This is a genomic window from Prosthecobacter sp. (genome assembly GCF_044236155.1).
In the GTDB taxonomy this organism is placed as follows: domain Bacteria; phylum Verrucomicrobiota; class Verrucomicrobiia; order Verrucomicrobiales; family Verrucomicrobiaceae; genus Prosthecobacter.
The window spans coordinates 107,421-129,076 of sequence record NZ_JBIIHA010000007.1 but is presented as its reverse complement, the minus strand read 5'-3'; the positions used below and the strand labels follow the sequence as shown (position 1 = coordinate 129,076).

Annotated in this window: 19 protein-coding genes, 1 tRNA gene and 1 other RNA gene; 12 read left to right on the top strand and 9 right to left on the bottom strand. The window is 61.1% G+C overall.

Annotated features, from left to right (window positions below):
- The first annotated feature begins 22 nt into the window (after positions 1-22).
- The 4 genes from ndk (at position 23) to ACILSE_RS08460 (ending at position 2,966) form a co-directional block, all read left to right on the top strand.
- A complete protein-coding gene (ndk, locus tag ACILSE_RS08475) occupies positions 23-448 on the top strand; it encodes a nucleoside-diphosphate kinase (RefSeq protein ID WP_395716943.1) in 426 nt (141 codons plus the stop codon).
- 43 nt (positions 449-491) lie between these two features.
- Positions 492-579: transfer RNA gene (locus tag ACILSE_RS08470), tRNA-Leu, on the top strand.
- Between the two features lie 128 nt (positions 580-707).
- Positions 708-1,529 carry a helix-turn-helix domain-containing protein gene (locus ACILSE_RS08465; protein WP_395716942.1) on the top strand — a complete coding sequence of 274 codons (822 nt, stop codon included), beginning with the start codon at positions 708-710 and terminating at the stop codon, positions 1,527-1,529.
- 210 nt (positions 1,530-1,739) lie between these two features.
- On the top strand, positions 1,740-2,966 hold the full coding sequence (locus tag ACILSE_RS08460) for a Gfo/Idh/MocA family protein (protein ID WP_395716941.1): 1,227 nt from the start codon (positions 1,740-1,742) through the stop codon (positions 2,964-2,966).
- Positions 2,967-3,031: 65 nt separating this feature from the next.
- On the opposite strand, the gene ACILSE_RS08455 is transcribed toward ACILSE_RS08460, so the two are convergent.
- Positions 3,032-4,114, bottom strand: coding sequence for a Gfo/Idh/MocA family protein (locus tag ACILSE_RS08455; protein ID WP_395716940.1), 1,083 nt, complete (start codon positions 4,112-4,114; stop codon positions 3,032-3,034).
- Between the two features lie 178 nt (positions 4,115-4,292).
- Between ACILSE_RS08455 and ACILSE_RS08450 the strand changes: the two genes are divergently transcribed.
- The 6 genes from ACILSE_RS08450 to ACILSE_RS08425 all read left to right on the top strand — a co-directional run bounded on the left by ACILSE_RS08450 (position 4,293) and on the right by ACILSE_RS08425 (position 9,114).
- Complete coding sequence (locus tag ACILSE_RS08450) at positions 4,293-4,784, top strand: GNAT family N-acetyltransferase (RefSeq protein ID WP_395716939.1); 492 nt, start codon at positions 4,293-4,295, stop codon at positions 4,782-4,784.
- Between the two features lie 52 nt (positions 4,785-4,836).
- Positions 4,837-5,166 carry a nucleotidyltransferase family protein gene (locus tag ACILSE_RS08445; protein WP_395716938.1) on the top strand — a complete coding sequence of 110 codons (330 nt, stop codon included), beginning with the start codon at positions 4,837-4,839 and terminating at the stop codon, positions 5,164-5,166.
- Complete coding sequence (locus ACILSE_RS08440) at positions 5,156-5,518, top strand: DUF86 domain-containing protein (RefSeq protein WP_395716937.1); 363 nt, start codon at positions 5,156-5,158, stop codon at positions 5,516-5,518. The genes ACILSE_RS08445 and ACILSE_RS08440 overlap by 11 nt, the downstream gene beginning before the upstream one ends.
- Before the next feature lie 87 nt (positions 5,519-5,605).
- The gene (locus ACILSE_RS08435) at positions 5,606-6,979 is read left to right on the top strand and encodes a DUF1501 domain-containing protein (RefSeq protein ID WP_395716936.1); all 1,374 of its coding nucleotides are present in this window, start codon (positions 5,606-5,608) and stop codon (positions 6,977-6,979) included.
- A complete protein-coding gene (locus ACILSE_RS08430) occupies positions 6,976-8,685 on the top strand; it encodes a DUF1549 and DUF1553 domain-containing protein (RefSeq protein WP_395716935.1) in 1,710 nt (569 codons plus the stop codon). Before ACILSE_RS08435 ends, ACILSE_RS08430 begins: the two co-directional genes overlap by 4 nt.
- A 3-nt stretch (positions 8,686-8,688) precedes the next feature.
- Entirely contained in the window at positions 8,689-9,114 is a 426-nt protein-coding gene (locus ACILSE_RS08425; RefSeq protein ID WP_395716934.1) for a MotA/TolQ/ExbB proton channel family protein, read from the top strand.
- A gap of 35 nt (positions 9,115-9,149) precedes the next feature.
- On the opposite strand, the gene rnpB is transcribed toward ACILSE_RS08425, so the two are convergent.
- From rnpB to gcvT, 7 genes are all read right to left on the bottom strand, one after another.
- An RNA gene (gene rnpB / locus ACILSE_RS08420) (RNase P RNA component class A) lies at positions 9,150-9,588 on the bottom strand.
- Between the two features lie 36 nt (positions 9,589-9,624).
- Positions 9,625-10,098 (bottom strand): DUF3828 domain-containing protein, encoded by a 474-nt coding sequence (locus ACILSE_RS08415; RefSeq protein ID WP_395716933.1) that lies wholly within the window; start codon positions 10,096-10,098, stop codon positions 9,625-9,627.
- 42 nt (positions 10,099-10,140) lie between these two features.
- Complete coding sequence (locus ACILSE_RS08410) at positions 10,141-11,664, bottom strand: sulfatase (RefSeq protein ID WP_395716932.1); 1,524 nt, start codon at positions 11,662-11,664, stop codon at positions 10,141-10,143.
- 25 nt (positions 11,665-11,689) lie between these two features.
- Positions 11,690-14,521, bottom strand: coding sequence for an aminomethyl-transferring glycine dehydrogenase (gene gcvP / locus ACILSE_RS08405; RefSeq protein ID WP_395716931.1), 2,832 nt, complete (start codon positions 14,519-14,521; stop codon positions 11,690-11,692).
- Between the two features lie 51 nt (positions 14,522-14,572).
- Complete coding sequence (locus tag ACILSE_RS08400; RefSeq protein WP_395716930.1) at positions 14,573-15,397, bottom strand: aspartyl/asparaginyl beta-hydroxylase domain-containing protein; 825 nt, start codon at positions 15,395-15,397, stop codon at positions 14,573-14,575.
- Between the two features lie 98 nt (positions 15,398-15,495).
- On the bottom strand, positions 15,496-15,876 hold the full coding sequence (gene gcvH / locus ACILSE_RS08395; protein WP_395716929.1) for a glycine cleavage system protein GcvH: 381 nt from the start codon (positions 15,874-15,876) through the stop codon (positions 15,496-15,498).
- A gap of 19 nt (positions 15,877-15,895) precedes the next feature.
- Positions 15,896-17,011: a glycine cleavage system aminomethyltransferase GcvT gene (gcvT, locus tag ACILSE_RS08390; protein ID WP_395716928.1), complete on the bottom strand. Its 1,116-nt coding sequence runs from the start codon at positions 17,009-17,011 to the stop codon at positions 15,896-15,898.
- Between the two features lie 127 nt (positions 17,012-17,138).
- On the opposite strand from gcvT, the gene ACILSE_RS08385 reads away from it, so the two are divergent.
- Positions 17,139-19,259: a M3 family metallopeptidase gene (locus ACILSE_RS08385; RefSeq protein WP_395716927.1), complete on the top strand. Its 2,121-nt coding sequence runs from the start codon at positions 17,139-17,141 to the stop codon at positions 19,257-19,259.
- 63 nt (positions 19,260-19,322) lie between these two features.
- Here ACILSE_RS08385 and ACILSE_RS08380 read toward each other — a convergent pair whose 3' ends face one another.
- Complete coding sequence (locus ACILSE_RS08380; RefSeq protein ID WP_395716926.1) at positions 19,323-20,552, bottom strand: MFS transporter; 1,230 nt, start codon at positions 20,550-20,552, stop codon at positions 19,323-19,325.
- 122 nt (positions 20,553-20,674) lie between these two features.
- On the opposite strand from ACILSE_RS08380, the gene trxB reads away from it, so the two are divergent.
- Entirely contained in the window at positions 20,675-21,607 is a 933-nt protein-coding gene (gene trxB / locus ACILSE_RS08375) for a thioredoxin-disulfide reductase (RefSeq protein WP_395716925.1), read from the top strand.
- Positions 21,608-21,656: the final 49 nt, after the last annotated feature.

Here is a 21,656-nt window from a genome sequence, read left to right as displayed (position 1 = left end):
GCCCCTTCCCCCAAATTTCCCCATGGCCCAAGAAACCACCCTCATCCTGCTCAAGCCCGACTGCGTCGAACGCGGCATCAACGGCGAAGTCATCAAGCGCTTCGAAGACGAGGGCTTCCGCATCCGCGGCTGCAAGATGATCAAGCTCACCGACGAGCTGCTGAAGGAGCACTACGCGCACATCGCTGATCGTCCATTCTTCCCGACCGTTGCTGATTTCATGAAGAGCAAGCCGGTCATCGCCATCGCCCTCACCGGTGAGAATGTGATCGCCCACGTGCGCGACCTGCTGGGCCCGACAGATTCCAAAACAGCACCGAAAGGCACGATTCGCGGCGATTTCGGCACGGACAAGATGACGAACGTCGTGCATGCGTCCGATTCGCCCGAAGCCGCCGCCGTCGAGATCGAGCGCTTCTTCCATCACGGCGAGCTTTTCAGCTATTGAGGCTGAACCAAGTCGCGCTAGGCTCCCGGCACGTCCTTCCCACGCCGATGTGGTGAAATGGTAAACACAGCGGACTTAAAATCCGCTGGGCGGAAACGCCCTTGCCGGTTCGAGTCCGGCCATCGGCACCAGAGGGCTAATGGATTCCACTATGCGTGGATTGCGGTCGTGCATGACGGCACGAACCGTAGTGGACGACAATATCGGAACAATCGCGGCATGGCATGATCGCGTCGTGAAAGCAAACCACGAACGCGCCATGAACAACAACACCACCACCCACACCACCGCCCGCCAACGTTTTATCCAGAACCTCGCCGAAAGCGAGTTGTTCCAGCACTACCAGAAGGCGTTTCACACCCTGACCAGCCTGCCGCTGAATCTGGAGTCCGTGGGCGAGGATGTGCATATCGACCATGTCGCCACCCGCACCGGAGTTGCCGGTGTCGTGGAAACCCATGTGCCGGTCCGTGTGGGCAAGAACACCATCGCCGTGATGCTAACCGGCGGGGTGCGCCTCCAGCCGGCAAACGCCGACACTTTCGCCCCGGTCGCGAAAGCCTTGCTTGATGAAGGCCGCTCCGCCGCCGAGGTGCGCAGCGCGAAAGTTCAGTTCGAGCATGTGCCGGTGATGCAGCCGGAGCGTTATGACGCTGCGATCGCCATTTTGCAGTCCTTTGCCCTCCAGCTCGGCGAAAGCGCCCACCGTCTGCTGTTTGCGAATGCCACGCACGAGCCCGAGGCCGTGCGCAACGCCAAGGCCTTCATCCACCAGCACCTCGCCGAGCCGATGTCGCTCGAAGCCGTCGCCCGTGCGGTGAATGTGAGTCCCTTCCATTTCTGCAAGCTCTTCAAGCGCGCCACCGGCCTCACCTTCACGGACTTCGTGAACCGCGCCCGTGTGGAAAAGGCCAAACGCATGCTGATGAAGCCCGCCGCCCGCATCACCGAGGTGGCCTACGACGTCGGCTTCCAGAGCCTGTCCCATTTCAACCGCAGCTTCCGCCGCATCGCTGACGAATCCCCCACGGAATTCCGCAGCCGCATGAAGAACGGCGCACCTGCCCTGCTGGCCGCATAAAAATTTGTCGCCATGCGCATCGCATCGCGATGTTTCGACGACAATAGCCCCGGAGAGACGAACCTGAGCGCGTTGGGTGACACTCTCCGGGGTTTTTTGTGCCCTGACGGGACGCGCATGCGGACTTGACCCACCTACCGGCTCTGCGCACACTCGCGCCCTCATCCCCCCAACCCAGAACCAGGAACCAAGAACCCAGAACATTTGTTTATGAGCCGGAAAATTCGTTATGGCATGATCGGCGGCGGACGCGGCGCCTTCATCGGCGGCGTTCATCGCATCGCGGCAGCTATCGACCAGCAGACAGAACTCGTCTGCGGCGCTTTTTCATCGAACCCGGAGAAGTCGAAGGCCAGCGGCGCGGATTTCTATCTGCCGCCGGACCGTTGCTACGGCACCTTTGAGGAGATGATCAAGGCGGAGGCCGCCCTGCCCGCGGACAAGCGCATGGACTTCGTCAGCATCGTGACGCCGAACCACATGCACTTCCCCGCTGCGAAGCTGGCGCTCGAAAGCGGCTTCCACGTGCTCTCCGACAAGCCCGCCACCTTTGACCTCGCCCAGGCGAAGGAACTCGCGCAGATCGTGAAGAAGAGCGGCCGTCTCTACGGCGTGACTTACAACTACACCGGCTATCCTTTGATCCGCCACGCCCGCCAGATGATCGAGCAGGGCAAGCTGGGCAAGATCCGCAAAGTCGTCGCCGAATACCCGCAGGGCTGGCTGGCCACGATGCTCGAAAACACCGGCCAGAAGCAGGCCTCCTGGCGTGTCGATCCTGCGATCTGCGGTGCCGCCGGCTGCATGGGCGACATCGGCACGCACGCGATGAACCTCGCCGAGTATGTCACCGGCCTGCATGTCAAAGAGCTCGCCGCCGACCTCACGCACTTCCTCGGTGATCAGGGCCGCCGCCTTGAAGACGATGGCAATGTGCTGCTGCGCTTCACCAATGGCGCGAAGGGCGTGCTGCACTCCAGCCAGATCAGCGTCGGCTGCGAAAACAACCTCACCCTCCGCGTCTATGGCGAGCTGGGCGGCATCGAATGGAGCCAGCTCGATCCCAACACGCTCATCGTCACCTGGCTCGACCAGCCGAAGCAGGTCCTGCGCACCAGCACTGGCTTCCTCGGCTCCGCTGCCGCCGCGGCCTCCCGCACGCCCGCCGGCCATCCCGAGGGCTACCTCGAAGGCTTCGCGAACCTCTACAAGAACTTCGTCAACCACGTCCGCGCCTTCGAAACCGGCGCTCCTGCCAACCCGCTCGACATGGATTACCCCACCATCGAGGACGGCGTGGCCGGCATGGCCTTCATCGAGGCTGTCGTGAAATCCTCAGCCAACAACGCCGCCTGGACCCCGCTCGACTTCACCCCGTCGCCGCGTGCCAAGTATGGCGACGCCTCGCTGAACAGCGATCGCGGCGGTTTGAGCTAAGTTCTCGACCACAAAAAAGGCGCAGGCGATACCGCCTGCGCCTTTTTCTTGTCAAAACATCGAGATTAGATCGACACCGGCTTCTTCGTCTTCGCGGAGGCGTAGATGGCGTCGATGACCTGCATGAGGCGGAGGGCCTGCTCGGGGGTGTTGAGCGGTGCGGCTTTGCCTTCGATGGCGTGGATGAAGTTCGCGGCGGAGCCGATGCGGCCCATGTCTTCGCAGGCAGGGGTGACGATGCTGCGGTTCACGCTGTTGCCGTTTTCCTGGACGTAGAGCTCGCAGGTGTCGATGGCGGTGTTGTCGAGGCCGTCGATGCCGAAGAGGCGCTCGACCTTGCCACCCGCCTTCGTGCCTTGGAAGACGACGGAGACTTCTTCACGTTTCACCATCTCCGCCCAGGAGACTTGGAGGCTGAGCACCTGGCCGCCTTTGAAGGTGACGAAGCCGTGCGCCGCGTTTTCCACGTCGGTGGTGCCATCGGCGCGGTCAGGAATGCCCCAGGGGCCTTTGAACTGCTTGTCGGTGATGAAATCGGAGAAGGTCTGGCCGAGCACGTGCGCGGGCTCGGGATAGCCCATGAAGTACATGGCGAGGTCGATCATGTGCAGCAGGTCGATGAGCGGACCGCCGCCGGAAAGGGCCTTGGTGGTGAACCAGCCGCCGAAGCCGGGGATGCCGGTGCGGCGAATCCACTTGGCCTGCGCGGAGTTGATTTTGCCCACGGTGCCATCGGTGATGTACTTCATCATGGCCTGCGATTCGGGGCGGGCGCGGTTGTTGAAGTTGAAGAGCACTTTCTTCTTCGCGGCCTTGGCGGCGTCGATGATCTCTTTGACCTCCTTGGCATTCATCGCCGGGGGTTTTTCAGAGAAGACATGCTTGCCGGCCTTGAGGCACTGGACGGTGAGTGGCTTGTGAAACTTGTTCGGGACGATGACGCTGACGGCCTTGATCTCCGGGCTGCCTTTCAACATGGCGCTGACGGACTCGTAGGACTTGGCGATGCCCCATTTTTCAGCGGCACGCTTCGCAGCGCCGGGCGCGGCGTCCGCCACGGCCACGATTTCCGCGCCTGCCTGGCGGAAACCCGCCGCGTGATACTGCAACATGCCGCCTGCTCCGATGATTCCGACTTTGATGGCCATAAAACGTGATGTGTTAAGTGTTATAGGATAAAAATCCGGCGCGAGAATGTCGGGCGCGGGAGAGATCGTCAAGAATGAAAGCGAGGAGCCCCAGCGCCGCCGAAGGTTTCGTCATTAGGATTTCGACATTCGTCATTTGGAGGCTTCCTTCTCTATCCAAGCCACGTTTCCTGCCCTCATGCCCGTCACCACCCGCCCAGCCACAATCGCCGATCTCGACGCCATCAACGCGATTTACAATCACTACGTCGAGCACAGCACCTGCACCTATCAAACTGTTCCCAGCACCGCGCAGGAGCGCCGCGACTGGTTTGATGCGCATGGACCGGAGCATCCAGTGATCGTGGCCGAGGAAAACGGACAGATCGTCGGCTGGGGCTCGCTCAGCCGTTTTCATCCGCGTCAGGCCTACTGCCACAGCGTCGAAGACTCGGTGTACATCCATCATGAACACCAGGGCAAAGGCCTCGGCACACTGCTGTTGGGCAAACTCGTTGAACTTGCCCAGCAAATCGGTCACCACACCGTCCTCGGCGGCATCGACGCCGATCAGCAGGCCAGCATCGCGCTCCATGCGAAATTCGGCTTCATCAAAGTCTCCCATCTCAAGGAAGTCGGCCACAAGCACGGCCGCTGGCTCGATGTGATCTGGATGCAGAAGATGCTGTAGCCATGAAGTTTTGCTCGGTTGCACTAGCGAGGTGTGCGACTATCGTTCTGCTGTGATCCAGTCACCGCCAGCACCGTTCGACTTGCCGCGTATCAGAGCGGTAATCCGCCCTGTCTGCCAACGTCACGCGGTCGCACGCTTGGAGTTGTTTGGTTCGCGCGCCACCGGACAGGAGCACAGCGGAAGCGACTTTGATTTTCTCGTCGAATTCCTCCCTCAGGCGAACGCGGGGCTGCTGGAAATGGGTGGCTTGAAGGAGGATCTCGAACAGCAGTTGGGACATCCCGTTGATTTACTCAGCCGCCCGGCGGTGGAGCGCAGTCGCAATCCTTACCGCCGCCGCGCCATCCTGGCCGCACCTGTCACCGTGTATGCTCAGTGAAAAACAACACGGCCTGCTGCGGGACATCCTCGACTCCGCCAAGGTCATCAGGACTTACCTCGCAGGCGTTTCACAGCTCGACTTCATGGCGAACTCCGAAAAGCAGGATGCGGTGCTGCGGCGTTTTGAAATCATCGGCGAAGCCTCCAGCCGGCTCGCACCCGAAACACAGGCGCTCTTTCCCTGCCTGCCCTTCCGCCAGATGCGCGGCATGCGAAACATTATCGCCCACGACTATGGTGACGTGGATCTTGACCAAGTCTGGCGCACGGCCTCAGGCACCGATTTGGCAGCTTTGATTGCTTTGTTGCAATCCTTCTTCGACGGTTCCGAAGGTGCCTGCGAAGTCTAAAGTTGCTTCATCCGACTGGCCTTCGGTCAGCATTGACGTTTGCAGTCGAACCCGCTAGAACCGTGGCCCAGCCAACGTCTTGACGCCATGCCAATGGACCCCGCCACGCTCTCCCGCCGCCGCCTTCTCGGTGCGACAGCAATGGGACTGTCCGGCGTTGCGCTTTCGTCCCTCATGGCCGAATCGCGCTCGCACTTTCCTGCCAAGGCGAAGCGCGTGATCTGGCTCTTCATGCACGGCGGGCCGAGTCATGTCGATCTGTTCGATCCGAAGCCTGAACTCATCCGCCACGCGGGCAAACCCTTGCCAGAGAGCTACGGCACCGTCGAAACGCGGCGCAAAGTCGCGCAGAACCCGCTGCTGGCACCGGTGAAGCCGTTTCGGAAGCACGGGCAGAGCGGTATCGAAGTGAGCGACTTCCTGCCAAACATGGCGCAGCTCGTCGATGAGATGTGCGTGATCCGCAGTTGCCATGGCGACAGCGTGAACCACCCGCAGTCGGTCTATCAGATGAACACCGGCTCCATTCAGATGGGAAAGCCCAGTATGGGAAGTTGGGTCTCCTATGGACTCGGCTCCGAGAACGCGGACATGCCCGCATTTGTCGTGTTGCCTGATCCCGGTGGTGGTTTGAAGGGCGGCCCCCCGGCCTGGGGCAGCGGCTACCTTCCGGCGACGTATCAAGGCACCACCATGCAGGCCGGTGGGAGCCCCATTCTTCATCTTCACGGACCGCAAAGCACCGCACGCCAGCGTGCGACGCTCGACCTCATCCAGCAGATGAATGCACAGCATCAAGCAAGGCATAAAGCGGACAGCGAACTCGACGCCCGCATCCGCGCCTACGAGCTGGCTTTCCGAATGCAAAGCGCTGCTCCGGAAGTGGTGGACATCTCCCGTGAAACCGAGGCCACCAAGCGCCTTTATGGCCTCGATCATGCGCAGATGAAGGAGTTCGGCACACGCTGTCTGCTCGCACGACGCATGATCGAGCGCGGTGTGCGTTTTGTGCAGATTTACTCCGGCGACACCAACGGCTGGGACGCGCATGAGAACGTGATGAAAAACCACAGCGACCTCTGCGCCCGCACAGACCTGCCTGTGGCCGGTTTGATCACGGATTTGAAGCAGCGCGGCCTGCTGGAGGACACACTCGTCATCTGGGGCGGCGAATTCGGCCGCATGCCGATGAGCGAGAAAGGCGTGGGCCGCGATCACAATCCCTGGGGCTTCACCACCGTGCTGATGGGTGCCGGCGTGAAGCACGGCCATGTGCACGGAGCCACCGACGAGTTCGGCCTGCGAGCCGCCGAGGACAAAGTCCACATCCACGACCTGCATGCCACGATCCTGCACACGCTCGGCCTGGATCACGAACGCCTCACTTTCCGCCTCAATGGCCTCGACCAGAAGCTCACCGGCGTGGCAGAATGCCATGTGGTGAAAAGCATTCTCGCATGAAAGCCGTCTGCATTGCCTTCACGCTGCTGCTGTTCGTGAATCACGCACATGGCGTCGCGATTCATGCCTCCGCCGATCCAGTGAAGGATGAACCGCAGATCACCGAGAAAGATCGCGACCACTGGGCTTTCAAGCCGTTGCAAACCACTCCTGGCAAAACCAGCCTCGACGATTTCGCCGCTCCTCAGCCGAAAGCCGATCCCGCCACGCTGATTCGTCGTGTCACCTTCGATCTCACCGGTCTACCACCCACGCCGGAGGAGGTTTCAGCTTTTGTCCTTCATCCTTCATCTTTCGAGTCCGTCGTGGACCAACTGCTTGCAAGCCCTCGCTACGGCGAACATTGGGCGCAGTGGTGGCTTGATCTCGCCCGCTTCGCTGAAACCGACGGTTTCGAATACGATGCCGAGCGCGGCCGCGCCTGGCAGTATCGTGACTGGGTGATCGACGCGCTGAACCGCGACATGCACTTCGATGAGTTCGTGCAAAAGCAGATCGCGGGCGACCTGATGGGCGATGAAACGGCCACCGGCTTCCTCTTTGCCGCGCCGGACATGCCCGACCTCAACAAGCAGGACGAGCGCCGGCATGTGCTGCTCAACGACATCACCACCGCCGTCGGTTCGGCATGCCTTGGCCTCACGGTTGGCTGCGCGCAATGTCACGACCATCCCTACGATCCCATCAGCCAGGCCGACTTTTACCGCCTGCGGGCCTTCTTCGACAACACCGTGCTGCCAAACGAGCGCAAGCCGCTCGGTCCTTTCGTTCGCGTCTTCACCGAAGGCGTGCCCGCGAGCACCGTGTTCGTGCGCGGTGACTTCAACCGGCCCGGCCCCGCCATTCAGCCAGCCTTCCCACGCCTTTTCGGCAGCACACCCGCCAACGCGGACCGCCTCGCGCTTGCGAAATGGATCACCAACAAGGACAACGCGATCTTCCTGCGTGCGACGGCTAATCGCCTCTGGCAGCAGCATTTTGGCAGGCCGCTCGCCGCCATTCCCGGCGATCTCGGCCATCAAGGCGAAGCTCCGACCAATCCCGCCCTGCTCGACTGGCTCGCCGCCGAGCTGCCGCGACAAAACTGGAGCCTCAAAAAGCTGCACAAGGTCATCGTGATATCGAAACATTACCAGCAGGCCGTTGCGCCGCGCAAACGCCTCACTGGCGAGATGTTGCGGGATGCGATGCTCAGCGTCAGCGGCCAGCTCAATCTCAAAACCGGCGGGCCCGGCGTGAAGCTGCCGCTGCCAAAGGAGATCAGCGACACACTGCTCAAGAAGCAGCACGAGGTGAATCCTGATGCCACCGAGCACAACCGCCGCAGCATTTACACCTTCGCACGCCGAAACCTGCGCAACCCGCTCTTCGAGTTGTTCGACCGTCCCGACGCGCAAATGAGCTGCGCCCGCCGCAACGAGTCCACCACCGCCCCGCAGGCGCTCATGCTGCTCAATTCCGCGTTCGCTCACAGCATCGCCACAAAACTGGCCGCTGAATTGAATGCAGCGCACGGTTCCGATGCCACCGCGCTCATCACAGAGGCCGCTTTGCGCTGCCTGGCACGCCAGCCAACCAAGGAGGAGATCGAAGCCGGCCAAAAATTTCTCCACAAGCAAACCTCGCTGACACCCAACTTCCAAGCCGCGCTCGCTGACTACTGCCTGGCCTTGCTGAACTCAAATGAGTTCGTGTATGTTGACTAAGTCATGAACGATCCACCATCGAACAACGGAGCCTTCATCGCCAAACTCGGTGCGTGGCTGCAACTTGCTCAAGTCATCGGCTTCGGTGGAACGGTCATAGGCATGATGAAATCATTCAAAGTGCTGAGCGAAAGCGGTCGCAGTGATCCATCCATTTTGAACGAGGCGATCGGCGGCATGTTGATCTCCACCTTCATCGGCATCGCATTGTCATTGATCGGCATCGTGCTTGTCATCATCGCCATCACCGCCTGCCGTTACCGTTCAGCTTGGATGTTCTGGTTCCTCTGCATCTACGGCGGCCTGATGTCCTTCAGCCACTTCTTCCCCTTCGGCCTTTTCTTCTTCATCTATGCGTTGGTGAAGAAGGATGAGTTTCTGAAGCCGCAACAGGAAGTCCTGCCGCCAAGTTGCTCGCTGGAATCGTGAAAAGGCGAAGGCGCCGGGGTTTCCCCCGACGCCTTCATGTGGATCGGCCCTCATAAGCCGGATTCTGTGTCCCCGACGCCTTGCGGTGCCTGGCTGTGATCATTTATCTGTCAGGCTGAGCGACCAGCCCGCCCCTGCTTGCGCAGTGGTGCGACTATTACCCGGAGCTATCCATCCCTTGCGGGACTTGCGGCCAGGCGGGCCGTTTCTCCTGTTCTGTCTTGCACCGCATGAGGTTTGTCGTGCCCCCTTCCTCGCGGTTGGGGCGGTGGGCTCTTACCCCGCCGTTTCACCCTTACCCTTCGTAGCTCGTGAGAGCGAAGAAGGGCGGTTTGTTTTCTGTGACACTGTCTGTGACCGCGGCTTGCACCGCAGCCCCCACGCTTTCACGTGGCATGCTGCCCTGTGGTGTCCGGACTTTCCTCTGGATTCAAGCCTTGCGGCGAAACACCAGCGATCACTCCGGCCGACCCATGGGCAGAATAAAAGGATGACAGCCGATGTCCATCCTCAATTCCCGTCAGCAGCCCTGAAGAGCTTCAAAAGTGCATGTCCTTCGGGGTATTGAATGTCGCTGATCTTCCAGGCGTCGCCGACTTGCACGAGCTTGAAGGTGACGCGGGTCTTCTTGTCGAAATTTACGAAGCTGGCCGCCACCGTGGCCTTGGCACCATCGACCTTGGCTTTGTTGACGGCGAAGTTTTTAATCTCCGTGTCCTGGGCGTTGTACAGCGGATCGAAATCAAGAGCGCCAAGCTCGCCTTCAGGTGTGGTTTTCACATCCTGCCAGATCAGATCGGCCAGTTCCTTGGCGAAGTAGTGATCCACCAGCGCGCGATCCTTGTCCTGGAAGAAGGGGGACTTCTCCGCGTCATGCGCCTTATAGAGCTTTGCCACCAAAGCCTCGGGAGTCACCGCCTGGTCCGCGGCGGAAAGGTTCAGGCCGAAGACAACGAACAGCAGGAGCAGCGAAAAGGCACGCATGCGGCTGCTATCGCCGAAGAACTGCCAAAGTCGAGGCGTCTGTCATTTGCCTGGCTTCTTCTTTTTCGGTTCCTCCGGCAGTGGCTGGCCTTTCTGCGCGGCCTCCCATTCGGCGTAGCCTTTGTTTTTGCGGCTGCCGAGGTACTTGTAGGTGTCGAAGATCGCGGCGTTTCCGAGCACGCGCGGATCTTTTTCTTCCTTGAGGACGGCCTCCATCTTTTCACGCAGTTCTTTCTTCGTGGCGGCGAACTGGGGATCGGTGGCGAGGTTTTTCAGGCATTCGGGGTCGTTGGCGATGTCAAACAGCTCCTCCTCGGCGCGATACGCGAAGGCCAGATCGAAGAACGGACCTTTATTCTCGACGATCCACGATTTCGTCGGCCCATCGTCGCAATTGCGGAAGCCGGTCTCTGGATTGCATGCCGGCCAGCGCTCCGGGTGGTAGTTGTGGGTGTAGAAAAACTCAGGGGTGCGGATAGCACGCACAGGATAGCCCCAATCGTTCGGACGACCGATGTCGTGACGTTCCTTACCTGCGAGCATGATTTTGCGATCTTCGATGAAGCCACTCTTCTCGCTGCGCAGAATGTTCACCAGGCTTTTGCCGCTCATCTGCTCATGAACGGGCAGTCCGGCGAGTTCGAGGTAAGTCGGCGCGAGATCACGCACGTTGATGAAATCTTCAACGACCCGGCCCGGCTTGATGCCTTTGCCCCAACGCATCGCCAGTGGCAGATGATAGCCATCTTCGTAAATCTGCCCCTTCACGCGAGGAAATGGCATCCCATGGTCGGAGGTGACGACGATGAGCGTGTCTTCGAGCAGCCCCTGCTTCTCCAGCAGGGTGAGTGTGCGGCCGATTTGTTGATCAGCCCACTCGACCTCGATGGCATAGTCGGCGAGATCGCCACGCACCGTCGGATTGTCAGGCAAGTAGCCGGGCACCTTCACATCCTCGAGTTTTTTCCCAAGTCGGACGCCGGAATCGAGTTCGTAACCGCGATGAGGCTCCTTGAAGCCCATCCAGAAGCAGAAGGGCTGCACTTTGTCACGCTGCGTGAGAAAGGCCTCGAGGTTGCGCGAGTAATCGTTCGTTCCGATGCCCTTGGCAGGGGCTTTTTGCGTGAACTCGTCGAACGAAGGACCGGCGGGATTGCGCGTGCGGCCCTCCAGCTTGAATTCGCCCGGCCCCCAGCCCTTGCCGGTCAAACCGACGGTGTAGCCGCTTTTTTCGAGCAGATCGGGATACACGGCGAATTTCGGCGGGAAAAGACCGCCGTGGCAGACGGCCTCCTCAAGCTGCCAACTGTTGCGACCGGTGAGAATCGTGGCGCGGCAGGGGCTGCATTTGGGGTTCGAAGTGAAAGCGTTTTTAAAAAGCACGCCTTCCTTCGCGATGCGGTCGAAGTTGGGCGTCTTCACCCAGTCGCAGCCATACGCGCCGGCATGCTGCCAGCCCCAGTCGTCGAAGATGATGAAGAGGATGTTCGGACGCGGAGCCCCGGCGGCATGCGCCATGGAAACGAGAACGAAAATCAGGGCGAGAAGACGCAATGGCAGTTTCATGCGCGCTGAAACGCGCAGGACACCATCAACTTGCAGTCGCCGCCTCCTCCACACTTACGCAGGTGCAGACGAGATGGCGGTCGCCATAAACATTGTCCACACGGGAGACGGGCGGCCAGTATTTGGCTTCCTGCACCCAGGGTAGCGGGAAGGCCGCGGCTTCGCGAGTGTAGGCGTGCGGCCAGTTACTTTTCATGACGAAGGCTGCGGTGTGCGGCGCCTGCTTGAGCGTGCTGTCCGTGGCATGATACTGGCTGCTTTCGACGCCGATCATCTCGGCATGGATGCACTGCATGGTCTCGATGAAACGATCCAGCTCGGCTTTGCTCTCGCTTTCGGTCGGCTCGATCATCAGCGTGCCGGCGACGGGCCAGCTCATCGTCGGCGCGTGATAGCCGAAGTCCATGAGACGCTTCGCCACGTCCTCGACAGTGACCTTGTGGAAATGGCTGAAGTCGAGGATGCACTCGTGCGCAACGAGGCCGTTCGCGCCCTTGTAGAGCGTGGGGAAGTTTGTCTCGAGCTTTTTGGCGACGTAGTTAGCGTTCAGGATGGCGAACTTCGTGGCGTCCACGAGACGCGGCCCCATCATGGCGACGTACATCCACGAGATGGTGCAAATGCTAGCGCTGCCCCATGGAGCGGAGCACACCGCGCCTTCGCGGCGTTCTTCCGCCCAGGTGTGATGTCCCGGTAGATGCGGGCGAAGATGCGCGGCCACGGCGATGGGACCGACACCCGGTCCGCCGCCGCCATGCGGGATGCAGAAGGTCTTGTGCAGATTCAGATGGCAGACATCGGCACCGATGCGCCCCGGCGAGGTGAGACCGACCTGCGCGTTCATGTTCGCGCCGTCCATGTAAACCTGGCCGCCATGATCATGCGTGATCTGACAAATCTCGATGATGGACTCCTCGAAGACACCGTGCGTGGAGGGATAGGTGATCATCAGGGCGGCCACCTTGTCCTTGTGAGCGTCGAGCTTGGCCTTGAGATCGTCGAGCGCCACGTTGCCCTGGTTGTCACAAGCGACGGGCACCACCTTGAAGCCGCACATGACGGCACTGGCGGGATTTGTACCGTGCGCGGAAGTCGGGATCAGGCAGACATCGCGAAAATCCTCGCCACGGGACGCATGGAAACGTTTGATCGCAAGAAGGCCGGCATATTCGCCCTGCGATCCGGCGTTCGGCTGGAGGGAAACGGCGTCAAAGCCGGTGCATTCGGCCAGCCAGGCCTCGAGATCGCCAAACATGGTGCGATAGCCCTCGGACTGGTCATGCGGACAGAAGGGATGAAGCCCGTTCACTTCCGGCCAGCTCAGCGGCATCATCTCCGCGGCGGCGTTCAGTTTCATCGTGCAGGAGCCGAGCGGGATCATGCTGCGGTTCAGCGCGATGTCCTTCGACTCCAGACGGTGCAGATAGCGCATCATTTCCGTCTCGGAGTGATACGAGTTGAAGACCGGATGCTTGAGAAACTCAGAAATGCGATGATGCAGCGCGGAGCAGTGCAGCGGATGCTCTTGATTGAGCGCCGGCGGCTGCTGAGGCTTCGAGATGCCAAACGCGGTGATGAGGTTGAGCAGTTCCTCCTCGCGCACACGCTCGTCGAGGGCCACACCGACGGTGGTGGCGTCGATTTTGCGCAGGTTGATGCCGAAGAGCAGGGCGCGCTTGAGCAGATCGTCGGCGTTCGGCACGCGCACGCTGATGGTATCGAAGAAATCATCGCTCAGCACGTCGATGCCGCCACGCAGCAACTCGCCGGCGAGCCAGACGGCCGCACCATGCACACGGCGGGCGATGGCTTTGAGTCCCTGCGGACCATGATAAACGGCGTACATCGATGCCATGACCGCGAGCAGCACCTGCGCGGTGCAGATGTTGCTGGTGGCTTTTTCGCGGCGGATGTGCTGCTCGCGTGTTTGCAGTGAAAGACGGTAGGCGGGTTTACCGGACGCATCCTTCGACACGCCGATCAATCTTCCCGGCAGGCGTCGCTTCAGCGCGTCCTTCACCGCCATGAACGCCGCGTGCGGGCCGCCGAAGCCGAGCGGAACACCGAAGCGCTGGCTGTTGCCCACACAAATGTCCGCCCCAAACTCGCCCGGAGCACGCAGCACGGTGAGCGAGAGCAGGTCGGCGCTCACCACAAGCAGCGCGCCAGCCTCATGCACCTCGTTGGCGAGATCGGAGTAGTCGTGGATGACACCGAGCGTGTCCGGATACTGCACAAGCACGGCAGCGAGCCCCTTGGTGCCATCGTGCTTCCATTTCATGACATCGCCGACCTCCACGCGGATGCCCAGCGCGTCCATGCGCGTGCGCACGACCTCGATGCAGTGCGGATGGCATTTGTCAGAGACAAACACTCGCGAGGAACCGGTGACCTGCGCCACGGCCAGCCCCAGCGCCTCGGCACAAGCGGTGCCTTCATCGAGCAGCGAGGCATTCGCGACATCCAGCGCGGTGAGATCGCGGATCATCGTCTGGAAATTGATCAGCGCCTCCAGACGGCCCTGCGCGATCTCGGCCTGATACGGCGTGTAGGCCGTGTACCAGCCGGGATTTTCGAGGATGTTCCGCTGGATGACCGGAGGAGTGAAGGTGTCGTGAAAGCCAAGGCCGATGAAGGAGCGCAGGACCTTGTTCCGGCTCATGATCTGGCGCATGCGGCGAAGCGCCTGCTCCTCGCTCAAAGGATTGGGAAGATTGAGTTCCTCGCGCATGCGAATGCTTTCAGGCACCACCTTGTCAATCAGCGCGTCGAGTGTTTTGAAACCGAGCGTTTGCAGCATGCTCTCCGCCTCGACGGCGGATGGACCAATGTGGCGGCGGGAGAAATTCGTGGGCATCGCTAGCGGGGCGGTTTTGGAAGCCGTACGCTAGCCAGCCGGAAGCGGGTGTCACTTGCCAAAGAGCGCCCAGAATTTTTTCTCGGACGCCTTCTGCTTGCCCTTGGCCTCGCGGAGGAAGGGCGCGAGCGCGGCGAGGTTCATGATCCAGTGGTTGATCAGATTGAAGGGGAAGCGCAGCGGACGCGCGAAATCGACAAACAGCACCACGCGGTAACCATTGGTGTCGTTCCAGACCTCGTGATTGTAGGTGTCGTCAAAGATGACCGCTTTTCCCTCCTCCCAGGCATACACTTCGTTCGCGATGCGGATGCGGCATTGATGACGCGGCTCGGGCACGAGCAGGCCGAGATGCATGCGCAGCACGCCCGCCCAGGGGCCGCGATGCTCGGGGATGTGCTTCCGCGGCGAAAGGATCGAAAAGAAGCCCGTGGTGCAGCCGGGGATCATGTCGAGCACCTTCATCGTCTCCGGACAGTGACGGGCGTTCTCCTGGCAGTCCATGCCGACACCTTTGAGAAAAAAGGTCTTCCATTGATCGTCGCCCTGGATCATGCCGACCTCCTTCACGATGTCCTGGAAGCTGGGTATGGCGTCGCGGTATTTCATCACCGCGTCGAGCTCGGCGCGCACTTTCTTCCAGTCCGCCTCGATCTGCGTGACCCATGGGAAATGTTTCGAGTCGTAGATCGGCGGATCACCATGCACCGAGCAGTGGGCGATCGCGGCCTCGATGACATCTTGCAGCTTGTTGACGATTTTTTCGGCCAACCCTTTGGCTGGAAAGGTGCGATGACGCCTGTGGTAGGCGTCGATGGGCTTGAGTTGAAAACCGGCGGGGACAGTGGCGACTGGAGAAGATGCTTCGGGGGGCATGGCTCGAATTGTCCGTGATGAGTAACGAATCCGTCACCTGATGCAGCCAAAAACTGCGTGCGAATCTTGCGTGCGGCGTTCCTGCAAGACGCGGAGCTTCAACCAATGTGCTTGCGATACGCCTCAGCGTTCATCAACGCGTCCGCCTCGGCCGGGTTCGAGGCCTTGATCTTGAAAATCCAGCCGCCGAGATAGGGATCGCGGTTGAGCAGGCCGGGATCGTTGCTCAGCGTCTCATTGACCTCGACGATCTCGCCCGAAACAGGCGCGTAGATGTCACTGGCCGCTTTCACCGACTCAATCACGCACACCTGCTGCCCGGCGCTGACCTGCGCACCGATTTTGGGAGGATCAACGAAGACAACATCCGTCAGCTCGGCCTGCGCGTGGTCCGTGATGCCCACGGGGGACGGGTTCTGCATGGGGTCGATCCATTCGTGGGATTCGCGGTAGCGGAGATTGTCGGGAACGTTGCTCATGGGAATGCTTGGTTGGAAATCAATCGACGGGCTTGCGGTAAAACGGCTTCTTCACGATCTCCGCAGGAAAACGTCGGCCACGAATTTCGATCTCGATGGTCGCGCCGATCTTCGCCGCGTCCAACGGCAGATAGGCCATGCCAATGCCGGTGCCGAGGCTGGGGGATTGCGTGCCGCTGCACACCTCGCCGACGATTTGACCGTCATGCACCACAGGATAATGCGGACGTGGCGGCGGCGCGGTTCCGGTCATGCGGAAGGCCGCCAATTTGTCGGACAACCCTGCGGCTTTTTGCGCCAGCAGCGCCTCACGACCAACAAAACCGTCTTTCTCGAGAGCCACAAAGAAGCCAAGCCCAGCCTGCAGCGGCGTACGGGTTTCAGACAGATCATTGCCATTGAGCGGGTAGCCCATTTCGAGACGCAGCGTGTCACGCGCGCCGAGGCCGCATGGGAGACCACCTGCGGCTTTTACGGCATCCACGATCTTGCGGAACCACGTATCGGCCGTTTCCATCGGCATGAAGAACTCAAAGCCTTCCTCGCCTGTGTAGCCGGTGCCGCAGAGCCACATCGGGCCTGTTTCGGTCATGGTGACGAGGATCGTGTTGTGCGCGGGGAAGGAATCGTGGCTGCCGAAGATCGCGGCGGCGACTTCGCGTGATTTCGGCCCCTGGATGGCGAGACCGGCGGTGAAGTCGCTCGCATTGGCCATCATCACGTCGTCCTCATTCGTGAGCAGCGACTCGATGTGCGCCCAGTCGGCGTCGATGCGCGAGGCGTTCACCACGAGGAAGAATTCGCGCTCGCTCGTGCGGTAGGCGATCAAATCATCGATCACGCCGCCATTCCTGTTCAGCAGCAGCGTGTACTGGCCTTGTCCAGGGGCGAGCTTGGCGATGTCGTTCGTCAAAATGCGGTTCAGAAAGGCCTCCGCGCCCTTTCCACTCACGATGAACTGCCCCATGTGCGAGATGTCGAACACGCCGACGCTTTGACGCACGGCCTTGTGCTCCTCGACGATGCCCGTGTATTGAACCGGCATGTCCCAACCTGCAAAGGGCACCATCCGCGCTCCCATCTCGACATGCACGGAGTGCAGCGGAGTGCGGCGGAGGGGAGCGGAGTCGGACATGGTGCGCGCATGGTGTGAAGCACCGCCACTTTGTCAATGCACGCGCCATTTTGAGCGAAGAACAACGCGGTGATGTCGTTTGCCTCGCCACTCAAACCCTCCATAGTCGCGCCCGCCAACCCCCACCATGGCAGCACCATTTCTCACCCAGGATTTTCACATCCGCTGGTCATCGCTGACCCCGGATCACATCGAAGCCGACATCCGCGCCGCCCTTGAAAAGGCCCAGGCGGATCTCGACGCGCTCATCGACCAGGACCGCGGCAAATTGAGCTTTGAATCCGTCGTGCTCGGCCTCGACGAGGTCACACGCGGCCTGAACGAAGCCTGGGGCCTCGTGACGCATCTCGACTCGCTGTGCAACTCCCCCGCCCTGCGCGAGGCGCACAACAAGATGCTGCCTGAAGTGAGCGCCTTCTTCGCCAAAATCCCGCTCAACGAGCACCTGTGGGACTTGCTCGTCACCTACAGCACCACCGAGGATGCGAAAAAACTCGGACCAGTGCGCAAACGCGCGCTGGAAGAGGAGATGCAGGGCTTCATCGAGGCCGGTGCCGACCTGCCGCCGGAGCAGAAGAAGCGGATGGAGGAACTCTCCACCGAGCTTTCACAGCTCACCCAGAAGTATTCCGAGAACGTGCTCGACTCGACGAACAAGTGGGAGCTCATCATTGACGACCCTGCCCGCCTGCAAGGCCTGCCGCCCTCGGCCATCGAGTCAGCCCGTGCTGATGCCGCGGCCAAAAATCACGGCACTCCGGAGAAGCCCGCATGGCGCTTCACGTTGAAAGCACCCTCCATGATCCCGGTCATGGAATACCTGGAGGACGAGTCCATCCGCAAACAGGTTTGGGAAGGCACCGGCAGCATCGGGCGCGGCGGCGAGCACGACAACACGGAACTTGTCTGGAAAATCCTCCGCCTGCGCCATGAAAAGGCGCAAATCATGGGCAAGGCGAACTTCGCCGACCACATTCTCGCCCATCGCATGGCAAAGACCGGCCGCAGCGCGCTGCGCTTTATCGAGGATCTCTATTCGCGCATTCAGGAGGCCTTCCAGCGCGAAACGATCGAACTGCAGGAATACCGCGCCGACGCAGGTCATCAGCCCGTCGATTTGTTCGAGCCGTGGGAGGTCGCTTTCTGGGCCGAAAAACAGCGCAAGGCCAAGTATGACTTCGACGAGGAGGAGCTGCGCCCTTACTTCCCGCTCGACAAGGTGCTCGCCGGCATGTTCCAGCTCGCGGAGAAGGTGTTCGACCTGCGCATCACGCCGCGCGAGGTCGTTTACGTCGCGCCAGGCACGGAGGCTCCCGCAAACGTCAGCCCCCAGCCCGGAAAAGCCGGCCCTGTTGAGGTCTGGCACCCCGAGGTGAAATTTTATGAGGTGCGCAATGAGAAGGATGTCCACATCGGCTCCTTCTATGCCGACTGGCATCCGCGTGACTCGAAACGCGGCGGCGCGTGGATGAACTACCTCAAGATGGGCGTGCCGCCGAGCGGCGAGCGTGACCGCCGCCTGCACCTCGGCCTCATCTGCGGCAACATGACACCGCCCGTCGACGGCAAGCCCGCTCTGCTGACGCACGACGAGGTCTGCACCGTGTTTCACGAGTTCGGCCACCTGCTGCACCAGATCTGCGGCAATGTAGAAATCCCCTCGCTCAACGGCGTCAGCGTTTACTGGGATTTTGTCGAGCTGCCCTCGCAACTGCTGGAAAACTTCTGCTGGGAGCGCGAAAGCCTCGATCTCTTCGCGCGCCATCACGAGACCGGCGAGGCGATCCCCGCGAAGCTCTTCAAGAAGATGCTCGCCGCGAAAAACTACCGCAGCGCCAGCGACATCATGCGTCAGCTCGCCTTCGGAAAGCTGGACCTCGAGTTGCACATGCACCACTCCACCGACGAGGGCGCGGACCTCGACAAGCTCGCCCGCAAGCTGCTCGAAGGTTACGTCATGCCGCTGAAAACCGAGCCGCCGACGATGGCGCGCCGTTTCGGCCATCTTTTCAGCAATCCTGTCGGCTACGCCGCCGGCTACTACAGCTACAAGTGGGCCGAGGTGCTCGACGCCGACGCGTTCACGCGTTTCCAGAAGGAAGGCGTGCTCAATCCCGCCGTCGGCCGTGAGTTTCGCGACACCATCCTTAGCAAAGGCAACTCCGAGGACCCCGCGAAGCTCTACCACGACTTCATGGGCCGCGATCCCGACGCGATGGCGCTGCTCGTGCGCGCCGGGCTTGCCTGACGGCAGGAATGTCGGAACCAGAATGGCTTATGACGGATGGTCCAATCATTCGGACTTGGTCATTCATTCTGCATTTGTCATTCTGGTTTCCTCATGGTGCCGGCGTCCGCGATATGCGAGCGCAAAGAACACGCACACCGCCGCGGTGAGCGCCGTCTCGCCCCACCAGAAGCGCGACCAGTCGGTGGCGCCGTCCTTTGTGCAGGCATCGTACCACCAGCCGCCGCCGAGATAGCCGCACAAGTTCCCCACGCCGCTCATCAGCAGCGCCAGCAAGGCCTGGGCGCGCACGCGCCATTTGGGATCGATGCGTTCCTCCAGATAAATCTGCGTGGTGATGAAGTAGAGCGTGAATGCAAATCCATGCATCAGCGTGCCGAACATCACCCAGCCCGTGGTGGCGAGCGCGTTGAAGGAATAGCGCACCACGCAGATCGCGATGCCTGAAAGGAAGACCCATTTCAAACGCACACGGGCCAGCACGCCCGCAAGAACCATCATGACGAGGATTTCCGTCGTCTGCCCGAGCGAAATCACGGCGGAGATGTTTTTCACACCGAGATCACCGAGATGCCGCGAGGTGTAGGGATAAAATGCTGCCAGCGGGATGCAGTACAGCGCCGCTGTGATGAACACGACGCGGTGATCGCGGTTTTTGAGCAGCTCGAGCGCATCCAGGCCTAGAATCTGCCGCCAGGTGCGATGCTGGACAACTTCACCGGGCGGAATGTCCGGCAGACGCCATGTCAGGGTCATCACCACCAGCCACAGGCACGCGGCTGTGAGACCACCGAGGAGCGAGGCGTCCGCCTTCAGCACAAAGCTGATGATCCAGCATCCCACCATCCATCCGCCCGTGGCCCAGGCCCGTAACGGGCCGAACTGCCGCTTCGCATCATGCAATTGGGAGAAAACAATGCTGCTGGCCACGCTCCACACCGGCGTGGCAACGAGCGCCTGCACCTGCGCGCAGGCCAGCACCGCTGTGTCGCTCCATCCCCATGCCAGCGAGCCGCAGGTGAGCAGCAGCGCGGCGCTGGTGGCCGCCGTGAGCCAGCGCAGCAGCAGCACCGGCGAATGCTTCTGGTCCGCCATCGCCCCGACAAACAGCGGCGAGATGAAGGCGGCGACGGCCGTGGTGGAAAACACCAGCGGCACGAGATGACCACGGCCGTGCGCGGTGAAGACGTTCGCCAGCGGCACGCCCCACATGCCCATCGGCATCGCCGTGCAGAAAAACAGCGTCGCGAGCGTGCGGCGGCTGGCTTTGGCGTCCGGGTCGGGGGCGGGCATCGTTCTTGGAATAAACGCGACTTCCTCAAACTCCAATCGCGGGATTGGAAAAAGCGCTCCTTGCGCCTCCGGTCCGCCTTTCCATCTTCCGCGACCTTTCTCCCGCCCAACCCCTTTCTCCCATGGAAAACGTCATCATCATCGGCACCGGCTGCGCCGGCTACACGGCAGCGATTTACACCGGCCGCGCGAATTTGAAGCCCCTGATCCTCTCCGGCAACCTCCCCGGCGGCCAGCTCACGACCACGACCGAGGTGGAAAACTTCCCCGGCTTCCCGAACGGCATCATGGGCCCCGAGCTCATGATGAACATGCAGGCGCAGGCGGAGAAATTCGGCGCGCGCATCGAGTACTCGCTCGTCAGCAGCGTCAAAAAGACCGCTGCGGGCCATTTTGAGGTCGTCACAGAAAGCGGCACGGTCTATGAGGCGCACAGCGTCATCATCGCCACCGGTGCCTCACCGAAGCATCTCGGCCTGCCGAACGAAAAAGCCCTCATCGGCCACGGTTTGACCAGTTGCGCCACCTGCGATGGCGCTTTCTACCGCAACGTGCCCGTCTGCGTCATCGGCGGCGGTGACAGCGCCTGCGAGGAGGCCGGTTTCCTCACCAAATTCGCCAGCACGATCTATTTGATCCACCGCCGCGACACCCTCCGCGCCTCGAAGATCATGGCCGACCGCACACTCGCCAATCCGAAGATCAAGCCGGTCTGGAACAGTACCGTCAGCGAGTACCTGACCGATGAAAAAGGCGAGATGCGTGCTGTGACGCTGCAAAACCTCGTCACCGGCGAAAAGAGCGAACTGGAGCTGAAGTGCGTCTTCGTCGCCATCGGCCACATTCCGAACGCGGCCTTCCTCGGCGATCTCGTCGATACCGATGAGAACGGCTACATCCTGCAAACCCAGGGCACACGCACGAAAACGGAGGGCCTCTTCGCCGCCGGTGACGTGGCGGATCATGTCTATCGCCAGGCCATTACCGCCGCCGGCCAGGGCTGCGCCGCAGGGCTGGAGGCTGAACGCTATCTCGCGGACAAAGGCGTGCATTGATTGACGCTGGACAGATGCCCGTGGCACGGCATGTGTCGCGGCGAAAAAA